The 16,054-nt window shown below is 71.6% G+C and carries 12 protein-coding genes and 1 riboswitch; of the genes, 3 read left to right on the plus strand and 9 right to left on the minus strand.

Features of this window, described 5'->3' with window-relative positions:
• Window positions 1–6 precede the first annotated feature (6 nt).
• Both rapZ and JGU66_04650 read right to left on the minus strand, forming a co-directional pair.
• Window positions 7–870 (minus strand): RNase adapter RapZ, encoded by an 864-nt coding sequence (gene rapZ, locus JGU66_04645; protein ID MBJ6760041.1) that lies wholly within the window; start codon window positions 868–870, stop codon window positions 7–9.
• Window positions 867–1,835, minus strand: coding sequence for an HPr kinase/phosphorylase (locus JGU66_04650; protein ID MBJ6760042.1), 969 nt, complete (start codon window positions 1,833–1,835; stop codon window positions 867–869). Before JGU66_04650 ends, rapZ begins: the two co-directional genes overlap by 4 nt.
• On the opposite strand from JGU66_04650, the gene JGU66_04655 reads away from it, so the two are divergent.
• The 3 genes from JGU66_04655 to JGU66_04665 all read left to right on the plus strand — a co-directional run bounded on the left by JGU66_04655 (window position 1,825) and on the right by JGU66_04665 (window position 4,595).
• Window positions 1,825–3,351: a hypothetical protein gene (locus JGU66_04655; protein MBJ6760043.1), complete on the plus strand. Its 1,527-nt coding sequence runs from the start codon at window positions 1,825–1,827 to the stop codon at window positions 3,349–3,351. The genes JGU66_04650 and JGU66_04655 overlap by 11 nt on opposite strands.
• Window positions 3,352–3,411: 60 nt before the next feature.
• Window positions 3,412–3,756: a histidine triad nucleotide-binding protein gene (locus JGU66_04660; protein ID MBJ6760044.1), complete on the plus strand. Its 345-nt coding sequence runs from the start codon at window positions 3,412–3,414 to the stop codon at window positions 3,754–3,756.
• Window positions 3,757–3,824: 68 nt separating this feature from the next.
• A complete protein-coding gene (locus tag JGU66_04665) occupies window positions 3,825–4,595 on the plus strand; it encodes a DUF1275 domain-containing protein (GenBank protein ID MBJ6760045.1) in 771 nt (256 codons plus the stop codon).
• 17 nt (window positions 4,596–4,612) lie between these two features.
• Here JGU66_04665 and JGU66_04670 read toward each other — a convergent pair whose 3' ends face one another.
• The 7 genes from JGU66_04670 to JGU66_04700 form a co-directional block, all read right to left on the minus strand.
• The gene (locus JGU66_04670; protein MBJ6760046.1) at window positions 4,613–6,796 is read right to left on the minus strand and encodes a fused MFS/spermidine synthase; all 2,184 of its coding nucleotides are present in this window, start codon (window positions 6,794–6,796) and stop codon (window positions 4,613–4,615) included.
• A 74-nt stretch (window positions 6,797–6,870) separates the two neighbouring features.
• The gene (locus tag JGU66_04675; protein ID MBJ6760047.1) at window positions 6,871–7,653 is read right to left on the minus strand and encodes an ABC transporter ATP-binding protein; all 783 of its coding nucleotides are present in this window, start codon (window positions 7,651–7,653) and stop codon (window positions 6,871–6,873) included.
• 5 nt (window positions 7,654–7,658) lie between these two features.
• Window positions 7,659–11,234 (minus strand): protein kinase, encoded by a 3,576-nt coding sequence (locus tag JGU66_04680; protein ID MBJ6760048.1) that lies wholly within the window; start codon window positions 11,232–11,234, stop codon window positions 7,659–7,661.
• 85 nt (window positions 11,235–11,319) lie between these two features.
• Window positions 11,320–13,011, minus strand: coding sequence for an FHA domain-containing protein (locus JGU66_04685; GenBank protein ID MBJ6760049.1), 1,692 nt, complete (start codon window positions 13,009–13,011; stop codon window positions 11,320–11,322).
• A gap of 148 nt (window positions 13,012–13,159) precedes the next feature.
• Window positions 13,160–13,636, minus strand: coding sequence for a Rieske 2Fe-2S domain-containing protein (locus JGU66_04690; GenBank protein ID MBJ6760050.1), 477 nt, complete (start codon window positions 13,634–13,636; stop codon window positions 13,160–13,162).
• Between the two features lie 41 nt (window positions 13,637–13,677).
• The gene (locus tag JGU66_04695; protein MBJ6760051.1) at window positions 13,678–14,391 is read right to left on the minus strand and encodes a cell surface protein; all 714 of its coding nucleotides are present in this window, start codon (window positions 14,389–14,391) and stop codon (window positions 13,678–13,680) included.
• A complete protein-coding gene (locus JGU66_04700; protein ID MBJ6760052.1) occupies window positions 14,388–15,821 on the minus strand; it encodes a hypothetical protein in 1,434 nt (477 codons plus the stop codon). Before JGU66_04700 ends, JGU66_04695 begins: the two co-directional genes overlap by 4 nt.
• A riboswitch (cobalamin riboswitch) is annotated at window positions 15,805–16,024 on the minus strand. It overlaps the preceding gene by 17 nt.
• Window positions 16,025–16,054: the final 30 nt, after the last annotated feature.

The following is a 16,054-nucleotide window of genomic DNA, read 5'->3' on the forward strand; positions in this document are numbered from 1 at the left end:
CTCGCCCTACTCCTTCTCGATGTCGCGGTCCCAGAGCTGCACGCGACCGTGCTCGTCCGCGAGCCGCCGCACCAACTCCTGCGCGATGGCCACCGAGCGGTGCTTGCCGCCCGTGCACCCCAGCGCCACCGTCAGGTACGACTTGCCTTCCTTCTGGTAGCGCGGGAACAGGAAGCGGCAGAGGTCGACGATCTTCTCCAGGAACTGCTGGGTCTCGTCGCGGTCGAGCACGTACGAGGCCACCTTCGCGTTCTTCCCGGTGAGGCCCTTCAGCTCGGCGACGAAGTACGGGTTGGGCAGGAAGCGCACGTCGAACACGAGGTCCGCCTGGGGCGGCACGCCGTACCGGTAGCCGAACGACATGATGGACAGGCTCGGGCCCGAAGCCGGCTCCGGGCTGAAGCGCGCCTGCACCATGCGCTTGAGGTCGTGCACGTTCAGCGCGGACGAGTCGATGACCTGATCCGCCAGCTCGCGCAGGTCGCGCAGCGCGTCCCGCTCGGCCTTGATGCCCTCGGCGACGGTGCCCTCGGGCGCCAGCGGGTGACGGCGGCGCGTCTCGCTGAAGCGCCGCAAGAGGCTGTCGTCGCTCGAGTCCAGGAAGAGGACATCCACCTGGTGCCCCGCCCGCCGGACGTCCGCCAAAACCCGGGGCGCGTCCTTGAGGAACACGCCCTCGCGCACGTCCACCACCAGCGCCATGCGCTCGAACTGGCCCGCGCCCGCGAGCTCCGTCAGCTTGGGCAACAACAGCACCGGCAGGTTGTCGATGCAGAAGAAGCCCGCGTCCTCCAGCGCTCGGATGGCGGTGGTCTTCCCCGAGCCGGACATGCCGGTGATGACGATGATCTGCTTGCTGGAGGCGGTCACTCGACCTCTTCTCCCAAGGTGCGGCGCATCGCCCCCTGGGCGATGGCACGGTTGAGGCGCTCGGCGAACTCTCGCGCCGAGTGGTGTCCCTGAAGCTTGAGCAATTGGTTGCGGGCCGCCACTTCGATGATGGTGGCCATGTTGCGTCCGGGACGGACCGGTACCACGGACAGCGGGATGTCCACTCCCACAATCTGGAGGTGCTTGTCCTCCACTCCCAGTCGGTCGTACTCCTGCTGGGGGTCCCACTCCTGGAGCTCAATCACCAGTTCGATCTTCTTCTGCTCGCGCACCGCCGCGACGCCGAAGAGGTCCTTGATGTTGATGATGCCCAGGCCGCGAATCTCCATGTGGTGCTTGATGACCGGGTTGCCCGCGCCATAGACGGCGCCCTTGCGCCGCGTGACGTCCACGATGTCATCCGCCACCAGCCGGTGGGCGCGCATCACCAGGTCGAGGGCAATCTCGCTCTTGCCGATGCCGCTCTTGCCGAGCAGCAGGATGCCCACGCCGAACACGTCCATCAGCACGCCGTGCAGGCTGCTGGACTCGGTGAGCGACTCCTCCAGGAACGCCTGCACGCGCTGGATGAACTCGCTGGAGAGCATGGGCGTCTTCATCAGCGCCAGCCCGCTCTCCTCGCACGCGGTGATGAGCGCCTGCGGGATGTCGAGCGCCTTGGTCACCACCACGCACGACAGGCCCTCTTCCTCGGCGAAGAGCTTGGCGAGCGCCTCGCGCTGCTGCGCCTCCGTCAGCGTGGCCAGGTAGGAGATCTCCGTGTTGCCGAACACCTGCACGCGATGCGGATGGAGATGCTCCGTGAAGCCCGCGAGCGCCAGGCCCGGCTTCTGGATGCGCGATGAGTTGACCACGCGCTGGAGCCCCTGACGCCCGGCGACCAGCGTGAGCTGGAGGTCGTAGTCGTGGTCGTCGAGGAGCTGGGAGATCCGAATGGATTTCATCGTCAGGACCTGGATATCACCCGCGAGCCCCTTTGAGGTGCTCCCCACCGTGCCAACTGTTCCTCCTACACCCGACGACCTCCGCGAGCAGCGCGTGGGGGTCTGGCTCCTGACGGGCGTCCTCACGGTGGGGGCGCTGCTGCGGCTGTACTGGGCCACCCACGACGACGGGATGTACTGGCCGGACGAGGTCTACCAGAGCCTCGAGCCCGCCCACCGGCTCGTCTACGGCTACGGGCTGGTGGCCTGGGAGTTCGTCGAGGGGGCCCGGAACTGGGCCCTCCCCGGGCTGGTGGCGGGGGTGATGGGGCTTGCCCGACTGCTCGGCATCACCGACCCGGCGGGTTATCTGCCCGTGACCAAGAGCGTCTTCGCGCTGATGGGGGTCGCGTGCGCCTGGGGGAGCTGGCGGCTCGCACGCGCGAGTGGCGCCTCCCCGCTGGCGGCCTCGGGCGGGGCGGCGCTCCTGGCGCTGTCGGCGGTGCCCCTCTATTTCTCGCCGCGCGCCATGAGCGAGAACGCCTCCGCCCTGCCCGCGGTGGTGGGGCTGGCCCTGGCGCTGGCGCCGGGTGCGTCGCGGCGGGCCCTGGTGACGGGCGCGTCCCTGTTGGGGCTGGCCGTGCTGCTGCGCCTGCAGAACGGCGTCTTCTGCGTGGGGCTTTTGGGAGTGCTCGCCGCACGGCGGGAGTGGCGGCGCGCGGGCGAGGCGCTGGGCGTGCTCGTGCTGTGGGCCTTCCTCTTCGGCCTCTTGGACCGGCTCACCTGGGGGCGGTGGTTCCACTCGGCCATCGTCTACCTGGACTTCAACCTGGTGCAGGGCAGGGCCGCCGACTGGGGCACCGCGCCCTTCGGCTACTACGGGCGGGTGCTGCTCCGGAGCATGCCGGAGGTCGCCGCGCTCACGGGTGGGCTCGTGCTGCTGGCGCTGCCGCGCGCCCCGGGCTTGAGCTTCATCGCGGGGGCCTTCTTCGTCCTCCACGCGCTCCAGCCCCACAAGGAGCTGCGCTTCCTCGTCCCCCTCTTCCCCCTGCTGGCGGCGCTCGCGGGCGTGGGCCTGGACAGCCTGTTCCACCTGGCGCGGGGCCCGCTCGCGCGGGTGGCGACCGTGGGGGTCGTGGTGGTGTTGGCGCTCGTCTCGGGCGCCCGCGCGGGTTCCCTCACCTTCGGCCGGGTGGGGCAGTACGAGAACTCCCGCTCACGGGCCAGCGCGTGGGACGACATGGGTCCCGTCACCCGCCTCATGGAAGTGGCGGGGCGCCGCGAGGATGTCTGCGGCCTGAAGGTGGAGGCGGTCCACCTGGCGTGGACGGGCGGCTACAGCGCCTTCCATCGGAGGGTGCCGCTGTACCCTCACTTCGGGCCAGGTCGCGAGTCCGGCCTGTTCAGCCACGTCATCACCGTCCCCGGCGCGGTGCGGCCCGACGACGTGGTGGCCCGAGACGGTCCGCTGGTGCTCGCGCGGGTGACCGAGGGCGGGTGCATTCCCGACCCAGGCTACTCGTGGCGACTGCCGTGAGCGGACGGTCCAGCGCGGAGGCGGTTCCCTCGGGCGCCGCGCATTGCTAAGCCACGCGGCATGTCCGACTGCCTCTTTTGCAAGATTCGCGACGGCCTCATTCCCGCCCGCGTGGTGTACCGCGATGAGGTCTGCCTGGGTTTCGAGGACATCAACCCACAGGCGCCCACGCACGTCCTCTTCATCCCGCTGAAGCACATCGCCACGGTGAATGACCTGACGGTGGAGGACCGGGAGGCGGTGGGCCACCTGTTCATGGCGGCGGCCAAGGTGGCGAAGGAGCGAGGCCACGCGGACAACGGCTACCGCGTGGTGATGAACACCCACCGCGACGCGGGGCAGACCGTCTTCCACATCCACCTGCACATGCTCGCGGGCCGTCCGCTCCTCTGGCCGCCGGGCTAGGTGCCCCGCGAGGCACGGTGCGCGTGGCGCGCGGGTGTTAGCATCCTCTCGCCACCCGGCATCCGCCCATGCCCTTCAGTACTGAATCGACCCCGAGCAGCCGTCGCGCCTACAGCATCCTGTCTCTCTTGCTGGCGAGCGTCGCGGGCTCGGTCAACGCGACGGGCTTCGTCGCGCTCGGCATGCACACCTCGCACATGACGGGCAACACCGCCGGCCTGGGCGAGGCGCTGGCCAGCGGGCAGTGGAGCGCCGCGCGGCTGACGGCGCAGCTGCTGGGCGCGTTCGTCCTGGGCGCCATCTGCGCCTCGGTGTTGCTGGATGCGTCGCGCCACCGCACGCGGGGCCGGCACTCCGCCGCGCTCGTGCTGGAGACCAGCACGCTGGGAGGCATCGCCGTGTGGCTGGGCTTCCATCCCGGCGCGCACGCGGTGCTGCCCCTGTGGAGCCTGGCGTTCGCCATGGGGCAGCAGAACGCGCTCGTCACGCGGGTGTCGGGCGCCGTCGTCCGCACCACGCACATGACGGGCATCCTCACGGACATCGGCATCCAGCTCGTCCAGATGGGCGCGTGGGTGCGGGATGGCGCCCGAGGCCGGGGACCGCGCGGCCTGCTGCACCGCCTGCGCGAGCTGCCCTCCGCCATCCAGTTCGAGCGCACCCGCCTGCACCTGGGCTTGCTCGCCGCGTTCCTGGCGGGGAGCACGCTGGGGCCGCTGCTCTTCCTGCACTACGGGGCCGCGACGCTGGCGCTGCCGTGCGCGGTGCTGGGGTTGCTGGTGGTGCTCGACTTCAGCTCCGCCGCCATGCCCCACGCGCACGCGGCGCCCCATCACTAAAGGCTCGATGCGGGACCTCAGGGCACGGCGGGCTCGGCGCGCGCGGGAGGAGACTCGGGCTCTTCCAGGCGCTCCCAGACAGCGGAACGCAGCGCGAGCAGCACGCTGCTGCGCTCGTCCGTCCACGTGAAGTCCGGAGGCCCGCGCAGCGACAACCGGCGCACGCTCGACAAGGTCCGCGTGAAGGTGGGCCCCCAGGAGAACTCGCGGTCAGGACTCAGCACCACCCAGGTGCTGCGCAGCGCGTCCGCTCGGGACTCCTGGTAGACGAGCGTGGCGAACAGCCCCGAGGCCCGCGCATGCGCCAGCGTGACGGGGAGCAGGTCGAGGTACTGGTTGCTGATGTGCAGCGCCAGCACGCCGTGCGGCGCGAGGTGCCGCAGGTAGAGCGCCACCGCCTCCTCCGTGAGCAGGTGCACGGGGATGGCGTCCGAGCTGAACACGTCCAACGCCAGCACATCGAAGCCGCGAGGCTGGCCGCGCTCCAGCTCGCGCTCCAGGGAGATGCGCGCGTCGCCCTCCACCACCTCCACGGCGCCGCGTGAGTCCGACAGGTAGCTGAAGAAGCCCTGCTGTCCTCTCGCCAGCGCGATGATGGTGGGGTTGATTTCGTAGAAGCAGATGGAGTCCTCGGGCTCCAGGAGCGCCGCGCTCGTCCCCACGCCCAGCCCGAGCACCCCCACGCGCAGGCCCGCGGGGAGCCCCACCGCCTGACGCAGTCGCCGCTGCTCCGCGATGGCGAGCCCCAGCCCGCTGGCCTCCGTGAAGTAGGACGTGGCCATCTTGCGCTTCGAGGGCTCCACGAACTGCCAGCCGTGGGTGGTGATGCCGTGGCGCAAGGTGAACTGGTGTTGGGAAGGGACGCTCGGGACCTGCTCCAGCACCTGCACCACGCCGAAGAAGTCGCGCGCGGAGTAGCGCACGCGGGACTGCTCTCCCGCAGTGATGAGCGCCATGTTGAGCGACACCGTCACCAGCATCGCGCCTCGCAGCACGCGCTGCAGGCGGGCCAGCAGTGCCTCCTCGCTCGGCCGACGCAGCATGCCGGACAGCGTGATGGCGCAGCAGGCCGCCAGCGCCAGCGGGTACTCCCAGTAGACGCGGAAGAGGGCCGGCGCCAGCAGGTTCACGAACACGCCCCCGAGGACGCCACCCGTGGACACCCACAAGTAGAAGGCGCCCAGGTGCCGAGGCGCGGGTCGCAGCCGATACAGCGCGCCGTGGCACACCATCGCGCCCGCGTAGAGCGCCGCCGCGTAGAACAGCACCTGCCACAGCAACCCGATGTTCGGCCCCTGCTTGTGCGCATAGGCCACCAGCGCCACCGAGCCGATGAGCAACAGCGCGGTGCGCGGACGCTCGGCGCTGGACTCACGGGCGAAGGCCAGGATGAACGTGAGCAGGTACACCGCGAGCGGCAGCACCCAGAGGAACGGCCCCGCCGCCACGTCCTGCGAGAGCTGGTTCGTCGTGGCCAACAACAACACGGACGCGCAGCCGCTCAGCCCCAACCACTTCAGCGTGAGGGTCAACGTTGGGCGGCGCTCCTCCTCGGGGGGCGCACCCGTGTCGACTGGAGCCGCGGACTCACCGGCGCGCGCCAAGACGTCCCTGGCGCACGCGACGCACGCGAACCCGAAGCACAGGAAGCCCGCGCTCCAGGCCCAGGTCTGCGCGCCTCGGGACACCCAGGGCTCGATGAGGAAGGGATAGCCCAAGAGCGCCAGGAGCGAGCCCGCGTTGGACAGCGCGTAGAGCACATACGGCGAGCGCCCCGGCCGCGCGGACGCGAACCAGGACTGGAGCAGCGGCCCCGTGGCCCCCAGCACGACGAAGGGCAGCCCCACCATCCAGGTCAGCATGCCCAGCAGGCGCAGCACCGGCGCGTGCTCGTCGAGCGGGCGCCACTCCGGGCCGGGCGCCAGCGTGGAGCCCGTGAGGAGCGCGCGCACCGCCAGCGCCGTCATGGCGATCGCCAGCACGCTCAGGTGGAGGCGTACCTGGGCGCGCGGACGCAAGCGCGAGGAGACGACGTGCGCATAGCCGTAGCCCGCGAGGAGCGCGGTCTGGAAGAACAGCATGCACGTGGTCCACACGCCTGACGTGCCGCCATACCAAGGCAGCGCATAGCGCCCCACCAGCGGCTGAACGCCGAACAGGAGGAACGCACTCGTGAAGATGGCGACGGCGTAGCGGGCCATGAGGCCTCGGCGGGGGGAGTCCTTCGTGTTTCTCGCTTGGGTGGCTTCGGTGTCAACACCCCCACCCCGGGCGGTCAGCGCGGCGGCGCGCGTGGAGCGAAGAGGCGTGCTCCGGAGGGCGCGAGCGCCATCTCCATGGGCAGTCCGTAGAGCGCCTCGAGCGCCTCGCGCTGGAGCACCGCGTCCACCGTCCCCTGGGACAACACGCGCCCGTCTCGCAGCAACATCACATGGGTCGCGAAGGCAGCAGCCAGGTTGACGTCATGGAGCACCGCGACCGCGCCCAGCCCGGCATCCACGCGCGCGCGCACCCGAGCGAGCGTGCCCACCTGATGCGCCACGTCGAGGAACGCCGTGGGCTCATCGAGCAGCAGCAGCGCGGGCTCCTGCACCAACCCTCGGGCGAGCAGCAGCATGCGCCGCTCGCCTCCGGAGAGCGCCTCGCCCGGTCGCTCCGCCAGATACGCCACGCCCAGCTCCTCCAAGGCCGCGCGCGCCAGCGCCTCGTCGCGCGCCGAGGGAAGTCCCCACAGACCCAGGTGCGGGCTGCGGCCCATCAGCACCAGCTCCAGTCCGCGAAAGCCCTCCACCGACTCGAGCGTCTGGGGAACCCACGCCACGCGCCGAGCGAGCGCGCGCGGCTCCCATTCCGCGCGCGGCTTTCCAAGCAGCAGCGTCTCGCCTCGCACCCAAGGCATCACGCCGAGCGCCGAGCGCAGCAGCGTGCTCTTGCCCGTGCCGTTGGGGCCGAGCACCGCCCACAGCTCACCCGCGCGCACCGCGCAGTCCACGCCGTGCAGCACGGGCCGAGCCCCGTACCCCGCGACGACGCCCTGCATGGACAGCAGTGTCTCCACGGCGCCTAGGGCAGTTCCTTCTGCCGCTGCACCAGCTCGGAGCGGAGCTTGCGGACATTCGCCAGCGTCGACGGGTCGTTGGTGTCTCCCGCGGCGGCCACCTCGTCCGCCAGCTCGTTGTAGCGCATGCACGCGGTGCGGAGGCTGGCGCAGTCATGGTCGCGCACGAGCTTCATGTAGAGGGCGCTCGTCGCGCTCCACTCACGCTGGAGCGGCGTCTGGTCGCGGCCCTTGTCCTTCTCCTTCGCACCGCGCGGCGGCGTGCGCTGCTTGCTTGCCCGACTCGGAGCGCCGCCCCGATGACCTGGGGCCGATTCGCCGTTGCCGTCGTGCGAGGGCTCCAGCGGCGTCACGAGGCTGTCGTCGTCCAGCGCCTCCTCGGCGGCGGGAGCAGGCGTGGCCGGCTTCGCGTCCGCGGCGGGCTTCGGCTCGGGCGCGATGGCCTTCGCGTGTCCGGGGGGCGGCGGCACCGTGGGCGTGCGCGGAATCAACGGCTCGGCGGGCGGCGGTGATGGCGCGCGAGCGAAGTCCACCCCGATGAACTGACGCAGCCCCGGGACAAACGCCAGCGCCGCCGCGGCGGCCCCGAGTCCTCCCACCAGGAGCAAGGTGACGATGACCACGGACCGCCCCTTCCCACCAGGGCGAGTGGGGCGTGCCGTGCGACGCGTGTGCTCCTGCCGGACTTCCGGCTCGGGGCGCACGGGCATCACCGTGCGGCGCGTCTCGTCGTGGGAAGGCAGCGGAGCGGGAACGTCGTCCTCTTCCTCTTCTTCCACCACCACGGGCGCCGGGCGGGCCACCACGGCCTTCATCCCCGCGGACGTGTTGCCGCGAGCCGGGAGCCCAGGAGATGACGCGCGAATCCGACGCGCGCCCGTCTTGGGCCGCGCCTCCTCCGCCTCGACATCCCGAAGGAGCGCCTCATCCAGGACGACGCGAGGTTGCGTGTCGTCATGGCGTGCGCCACCGCGCGGCAGGTTGAAGCGCGGGTGCGTGTCCACGTCCCCGAGGCGGGCGTCAGCGCCGGCATGTCCCTCGGCGTCGAGGGGCGTCGCGCTGGGGTCCGAGTGCTCCTCGGCGGGAAGCGCCATCGCCGAGGGCGTGGTCTCCTCCGGCATCACCGGACGCGCGGCGCTCCCCTGCCCCACGGACGACATGGCCGAGGACGGCGTGGAGCGAGGCGGAAGTCCCGGCGAGACCGTGGGGACTTGCACCGTCGGCGCCGAATGAGACGACACCGTGCGGGAGATGCCCGACGCACGCGGCGGCGGGCCCGAGGGCGGATTGGACGCGCCCCCCGAGCGGCCCGCCTCGCTGATGCGCATCTCCAGGGAGGCCGTGCGCCCCCCTTCAGTCGGGCGCAGGTCCTGGGCGGAAGCACGGCCCCCGTCGCCAGCGCGGAACTCCGGAGCCGCCGCGCGCGCCGTGTCGCTGGTGCGTGGTTCCGGAGCGGCGGTGCGCGTCGTGTCGCTCGTCCGCGAGTCCTGTGCGCTGCCCCCACGCGCCTCCGACGCGGCGACGCGCGCGAGGTCGCTCGCGCGAAGGTCCAGGGCACCGCTCACGCGAGGATCCGACGCGGCCGTGCGCGAGGGGTCACTCGCGCGGAAGTCCTGGGCACCGCCGACGCGCGCTTCGGGAGCAGCCGTGCGCGTCGTGTCGCTCGTGCGCGATTCGGGCGCGGCCGTGCGCGTCGTGTCACTCGACCGGGAGTCCGGTGCGCCACCCGCGCGCACCTCCATCGAGGCCGAGCGCCCACCCTCGACCCCGCGTGGCTCTGGCGCGGCCGGGCGTCCTGCTTCGCTCGCGCGCATCTCCAGCGCGGTCGGGCGCGTGGCGTTGTCGCTCGGCCGGAAGTCCGGCACCACGTTGCGAGCCCCATCGCTCGCGCGCAGCTCCAACGCGGTTGGACGCGCGGAGCTGTCGGTGGCGCGAAAGTCCGGCGCGACGCCTCGCGGCTCCGTCGTGATCTCACGAGGCGGCGGGGGCAGCGCCTCATCCTCGTCATCCGCCAGCGGCCCGTCAGGCAGCGGCGGAGGAACCATGAAGGGCTCCTCGGGCTCTGACTCCAACTGAGCGGCCGCGATGGGCGGCAACGGCGGCGTCAGCGGCTGAGGAACGCGATAGGCCTCGGCGGGCAGCACCACCGCCGGCACCTCACGCGTCGAGGAGGGAGGACGAACTCCCGGCGCGGTATCGCTCGCGCCAGGACGGCTGATGGCGCCAGGCTCCGGTTGGAGCGCGGGCGCCGAACGCACCTCGGGCCGCTCCAGCGCTTCGGGCCGCACCTCGACGGATGGCACCGTGTTCTCCGTGGTGCCTCGCCGCGCTCGCACGCGCGCCTCTTCCTCCAGCTGCTCCACGGGAAAGGCGGGGCGCGTGGTGTCGTCCACCATCACGCCCGGACGCGTCTCGCCATCGTCGCGTCCTGCGCCATCGCCCTCACGGCTTCGCGGCGTGGGATGGAACGAGAGCGGCTCCACGGGGCCATCCAGCCGGATGGTCTTCGGCGGGAGCATGGGCGTCATCGGACGCGACGGCGCGCCCTCCGCTCCGCGCGCCTCGGCGCCCATCATGCGCGGCACGTCCTTGAGGCTCGCCAGCAAGCGCCGCTCGGACACGAAGTCCGCCGCGAAGAGGTCGCGCATGAAGCGGCTGACGCTCTCCGGCCCCGCGCTCGCGTCAATCTCCATCAAGCACGTCTGCAGCCGCCCCCGGAACTCCTCGGCGGTCTGGAAGCGCTGCGCCGGGTCCACCGCCAGCGCCTTGGCCACCAACTGCACCACCGACGACGGCGTCAGCGGCTCCACCTCGTTGAGCGCAGCCACCTTGGGGTTGGCCACCGCCGACATCAACTCACCGGGAGGCACCGCGTCGAAGGGGTTCTTCCCCGAGACGAGCTCGTAGAGGCACAGCCCCACCGCGTACAGGTCGCTGCGGCGGTCCACCGGCTGGTGCCGGGCCTGCTCGGGCGACATGTAGAGGAACTTGCCCAGGATGATGCTCGGGTTCGTCTTCGCGGCGGACAGCCGACTCTTGGCCAGCCCGAAGTCGATGACCTTCACCTCCCCCTCGTAGGAGATGAGGATGTTCTGCGGCGAGATGTCCCGGTGGACGAGCTTCAGCTCCTTCTCGTCGTCATCCCGCTTGCGATGCGCGTACGCGAGCGCGTCCAGCACCCGCCCCATCACGTACAGGATGAACGTGAGCGGCAGCGGCGACTGCCGGTCCCTGACGCGCGCGGCCACCTTGCGCAGGTCCTTTCCGTCCACGTACTCGAGGGCCATGTAGGCCTCGACGTCGTGGAGGCCCATGTCCAGCACCTGCGCGATGGAGCCGTGACTGAGCTTCACCAGGGTGCGCGCTTCTCCCACGAAGCGCTCCACGAACTCCGGGTCCGCCGCGAGCTGGGGGAGGATCTTCTTGATGACGCAGAGCTTCTCGAAGCCCTGCGCCCCCTCCAGGCGCGCGAGGTAGATTTCCCCCATCCCACCGGTGGCCAGGTGCGACAGGAGCGTGTACCGGCCAAAGGGCTGCGGCCGGAAGGGGCGCAGTCGGGCGGGCTGGGAGGAGGAGTTCATGCGGGGCGGGGATGCACCACGGGGACGCCATTGAACCCCGTCCCGGCCCCCGCCATCAACCGGTCAACCTGCCGGAGGGGTCCACTCACCGGACGCCGGGGTTGGTCAGCGAGCCCATGTCCTCGTCGATGACCTCGAAAACCGCCACCTTGTCCTTGGGGGGGCGCACCACCCGCTCGCCCAAAGGCAGGACGTCGAAGCGCGCCCCGGTGGCCGCCAGGACCTTGCCCGTCATGAGCACCTGCCACGGATTGGCCGTGCTCGCGAGCCACCCCGCCACGCCCATGCCGTCTCCCACCGCCGTGTAGTCCTGCCGGTGCTCGGGGCCGATCATCCCCACCAGCGCGCGAGTGGTATGCATGCCGATGCGCAGCTCGCAGCGCTCCTCGGCGGGCTTGCGCGACATGCCGCGCTCCCAGTCCGCGCGCAGGGCCAGCGCCGCGCGCACCGCACGCACCGCGTCCTCTCCCTGCGCGACGGGCACGCCGAAGAGCGCGCGGAACGTCTCGCCCTGGAAGCCCTCCACCGTCGCGCCGAAGCTGAACACGATGCCGCTCATGCGCGAGTGGAAGTCCGAGAGCAGCTGCGTGGCCCGCGCCGCGCCCAGCTTCGCGGCCATGGCGTTGAACCCCACCAACTCCGCGTGGAGCACCGTGACGGTGCGCTCCTCCAGGCCCGGGAGGCGTCCGTTGTTGCGCTGCGCCTCGACCGCGCGGCGCTCGGCGATTTCAGGCGGATGGAAGCGCTCCAGGGTGCGGCGCAGCCGGTCCGGGCCCGAGCCCTCGCGCACGTTGAAGCGCTGCACCCCGCTGGCCACCAGGTGCGCCACCGCCGTGCACGCATCCAGCATGACCTCCAGGCTCGTGTCTCCCTCGCCGGGCGTGTTGACGTAGAGCACGCCCAGGAAGGGCGGCTCGGCGCCGATGGGGATGCACAGCACGCGGTCCACGCCATAGAGGATGACGCTCTCGCGGCTGGCGAAGCGGCGGTCGTCGCGCACGTCTCCCAGCGCGAGCGCGCGGCCCTGGCGCAGCGCCTCGTCCACGACGGCGTCCGACACGGGCACTTCGCCCTTGGCGAGCCGGCCCCGGTGACGCACGGCGGCGGGCACCAACGGCCCCGTGGCGTGCTTGAGCAGCACCACGGCGGTGGTCGCCTCCGTGCGCTCCAGCACCCGGTCCATGGTGGCTTCGAGGAACGAGGTCAGCGTGCGCGCGGACGCGAGCGCCTCGGCGGTGTGAAACAACAACACCAATGTTTCATACGCGACCCGCGGCGCGGCCTGCATCGCGGGCCCCACCGGCGAGGCCTGCGAGAAGGTGTCGTCGAACGGCAGCGGGTTCACGTTGTCCAGCAGGCGCAGGACGTCCGCGTCCTTCACGGCCTTGGCGAGGAGGACGGCGGGCGACACGTCGGTGCCGTGCCCGAAGCGCACCACCCCGCCCGCGCCCAGGTCCACCATCTCCGTGGCGGCGCTCTCCACCGTGTGCGGCTGGCGCACCGCGAGCGTGTTCTCCCCGAGCGCGACGGTGTCTCCCGCCATCAACGCCTTCGAGCCCTGGAGGGGCGCGCCGTTGACGCGGCTGCCGTTGCGGCTGCTCAGGTCCTCGATGCGCAGCGCATCGCCTTCGACGAACAGCCGCGCGTGACGGCGCGACACGAGGTCGCCGCCCAGGACGATGTCGTTCTCGTCCGCGCGACCGAGGCTCGTGGCGCCCTCGGGCAGATCGTACGACGTGTCGAAATAGCCCGGCCCGTTGATGATGATCTGCCACATCGAAGCCGGGACGTTACACGACATTCCCCCGTATCAGAGAGGCCGCGAGCAAACTGTCACCGGTCCCCGCGTCCGGGCCGTCGCTTCCGCGCCGCGTCATGGACGCCGCCCCACTCCCAGGTCCGGGGTCACCCCAGTCCCGACAGGCTCAGCGCGGCCGGAAGATGAAGAGCGATTCACCCCGGAGCACCGCGCGGAAGGTGGCCAGAGGGCGGGTGGCGGGGCCTCGCAGCACGTGCCCATCGAGCCCGAAGCGCGAGCCATGACACGGGCACTCCAGGACGGCCGCCTCGGCGTCCCAGGCCACCAGACACGCGCCATGGGTGCAGGTGCGCCAGACCGCTGACACACACTCCGGCGGGGTCCGCACCACCACCACGTCCAGCAGGGCCTGGGGGAGGTGCACCACCGCCTGTCCCCCCGGCTCGCGCAGCGCGGGGTGGTCCGCGAGCGGCACCTCCACCCAACCGTCCTCCGGAGTCCCGGGCTCGGTGGAGGCACCACATGCGCCCTCGGGAACTTCGAGGACCGCGGCGTCCCGCCACTCCCTGCCGCACCCCGCGCCGAGGACGGCGAGGGCACAGGTGCCGCGCCAGAGACTGCCCAGCGCGGCGCGCCGGTCCACCTCGCGAGGAGGGAGGACCGGCGGGAGCAGCGGGATGCGACTCACGGCGAGGTCCCGCTCAGCGACTCGCCATGCACCACCGCGACGGCGTCCAGGTCGAAGCCCCCGGACGTGCCGCCGTACTTGTTGGTTCCCGTGTCCGTGATGCGCACGAAGCGCGCGCGCTTCAGTCCCACCGTGGCGAGGTCGAAGCCGTCACCGCCCGCGACCGCCGGGTCCGTGGGGCTCACGCCGTTGGTGGGGTCGGACAGCACGGGCCGCACCCCCGCGCAGCCCGGATAGCCCCCGGCCGCGTCGGTGAAGGCGCAGGGGAACGCGGTCCACTTCACGCCGTCCTCGCTCACCGCCACCTCGCCCGTCTCCGCGTACGTGGCGCCGTTGCCGACGAGGAAGGGGTTCTCGAAGACGAGGAAGTCCACCCCAGGCCCGTCCACCACGCCCACGTCCGTGAAGCGCAGGACGATGGACCCGCCCTTGCCGAGCGAGAGCACGTCGAGCGACCCGTTGCTGTCGCCCGCGCCGCGAGGAGGACCGAGCACCACGTCGGGGAACCGGTCCTGCCCGAAGCCGGCCGTCTCCCCGGGCTGGAAGGACACCACGCTATCGACGAACGGATCCGCCGGACGCGTGCCCGCGTCGGGGTCGGTGCCGCCATCGGGTGAGGGCACGGAGGGCTCGTCACCGCACGCGGACAGCGCGAGCAGCGCGAGCATCAGCGCCCCCCAGGGCGCGCGAGGACAGGCGTGAGGACTCATGGCGCGGTCTGTCGGATGCGCACGAGGCGGCTGCCCTGCTTGTCCTGGAGCCCCACCAGCAGGTCCGACCCGAGCGAGGACAGGAAGCTCACGGACGTGCACTGGTTCGGGAACACGAGCACCGCGGTGCGCGCGCCCACGCTGACCGGCGCGCTGCCCGTCAGGCCCGGCAGCAGCGGGATGCGGGACACGTCCGTGCCCTCGTAGCCGTGAGCGCCCCAGCCACCGCGCAGCACCGCCACGCCACTGCCGAACGACGCGGCGTTGGCGAAGTCACTGCCCACGTCGATCTTCGGCTCGGCGGTGAGCGTCACCGGCTTGCCCGAGGAGCGCGCCTCCGCCAGCTTCGCGGGCGACACCGCGTAGACGACGTTCGCGTAGGTGTCCTTGTCGGAGAAGCCCAGCATCGCGATGCCGTTGTCGGCCACGGCCGTGAAGCCGCTGCCACCCACGGCGGCCGGGAAGTCGACGACCTTCACCGCGCGCGGCGGCTTCTGCGACGTCTCCAGCGCGTAGACGCCCAGGCCACCCGAGGCCGTGGCGAGCCCACCGCCGTTGATGAGGAATACATCGGGCGTGGCCGCCACGGTGTAGTTCGCGGGCGCGGCGAAGTACGCCGAGTCCGCCGGCTTCGCCACGTCATACAGCACGACGGTGCCGGGGAAGTCCTTGCCCGACTTGGTGTAGCCGCTGAGCACGCGAGCACCATCCGTCACCACGTAGCCGCCGATGAACACCGGGTCGCTGGCCACGCGGTCCTCGGACGTCACGACGTTGAAGAGGCCCGCCGCGCCAAGCTGCAGCGACGGCCACGTGCCCAGCGTGTACAGGGACGCGTTCTTGTCGGAGCCGCGCAGGGCGTAGAGCGAGTACGTGGGGCCCGGCGTCGCGGCCACCGCCGTCACGCCCGTGGGCAGCGGCACGGACTCCGCGACGGTGAAGCCCGTCTGGAGCTTGAGCGCGCCCAGCTTCGCGTCCACCAGCGCGTTGGCGCAGGGGTCCGTCCCCGCGTCCGTCCCGGCATCCACCGGGTTCGTGCCCGCGTCGGTCCCCGCGTCCACGGTCTCGCCATGCACATCCTTGGCGACGCACTTCTGGGCCTCGCACGTCCAGAGCTGGCCCTGCGGCGCGGAGCCCTGGTCGCGACAGTCGAACTCGTCGCGGCACTCCACGTTGTCGCAGCCCACGCCCCACAGCGTCATCGCGAGCACCGTGGCCACCAGGCCCACCGGCCGGTTCCACGTCCCCGCGCGCTTCATGTCCGTCGTCATCGCGTCCTCTGTCCTCTCCGCCCCCACGGGCGGGCTGGGACTCCGAACGAGCAGACGGACGCAGGCGGTCTCCGGGCGCGAGCCGCACACCGGAAGACGCCTCCGCCGCCCCCCCTCGGAGGCTCCGGTCTGTGGCCGTGCCAAGCAGGCACGGGTCATCGGCAGGTCTTCGGACTCGCAGGCGCGGGCACCTCGCTTCGAGGCGCCCCTCTACTGGCCGTCGCTTCCCAGCCCACCCTTGGGCCAGTGCTTGCTTGGACGGCGTTCGTTCCTGCTCACCGCTGCGGGGCAGTCCCGGATTTCCACCGGATTCCCTGGCGTCTCCACAACCTCGCGGAGACACCGACGACGTCGGCGGGAGTATGGCGGGCGGCGGGCATTGTCAATGCTCC

It is taken from the genome of Myxococcaceae bacterium JPH2, assembly GCA_016458225.1.
Lineage (GTDB): Bacteria > Myxococcota > Myxococcia > Myxococcales > Myxococcaceae > Citreicoccus.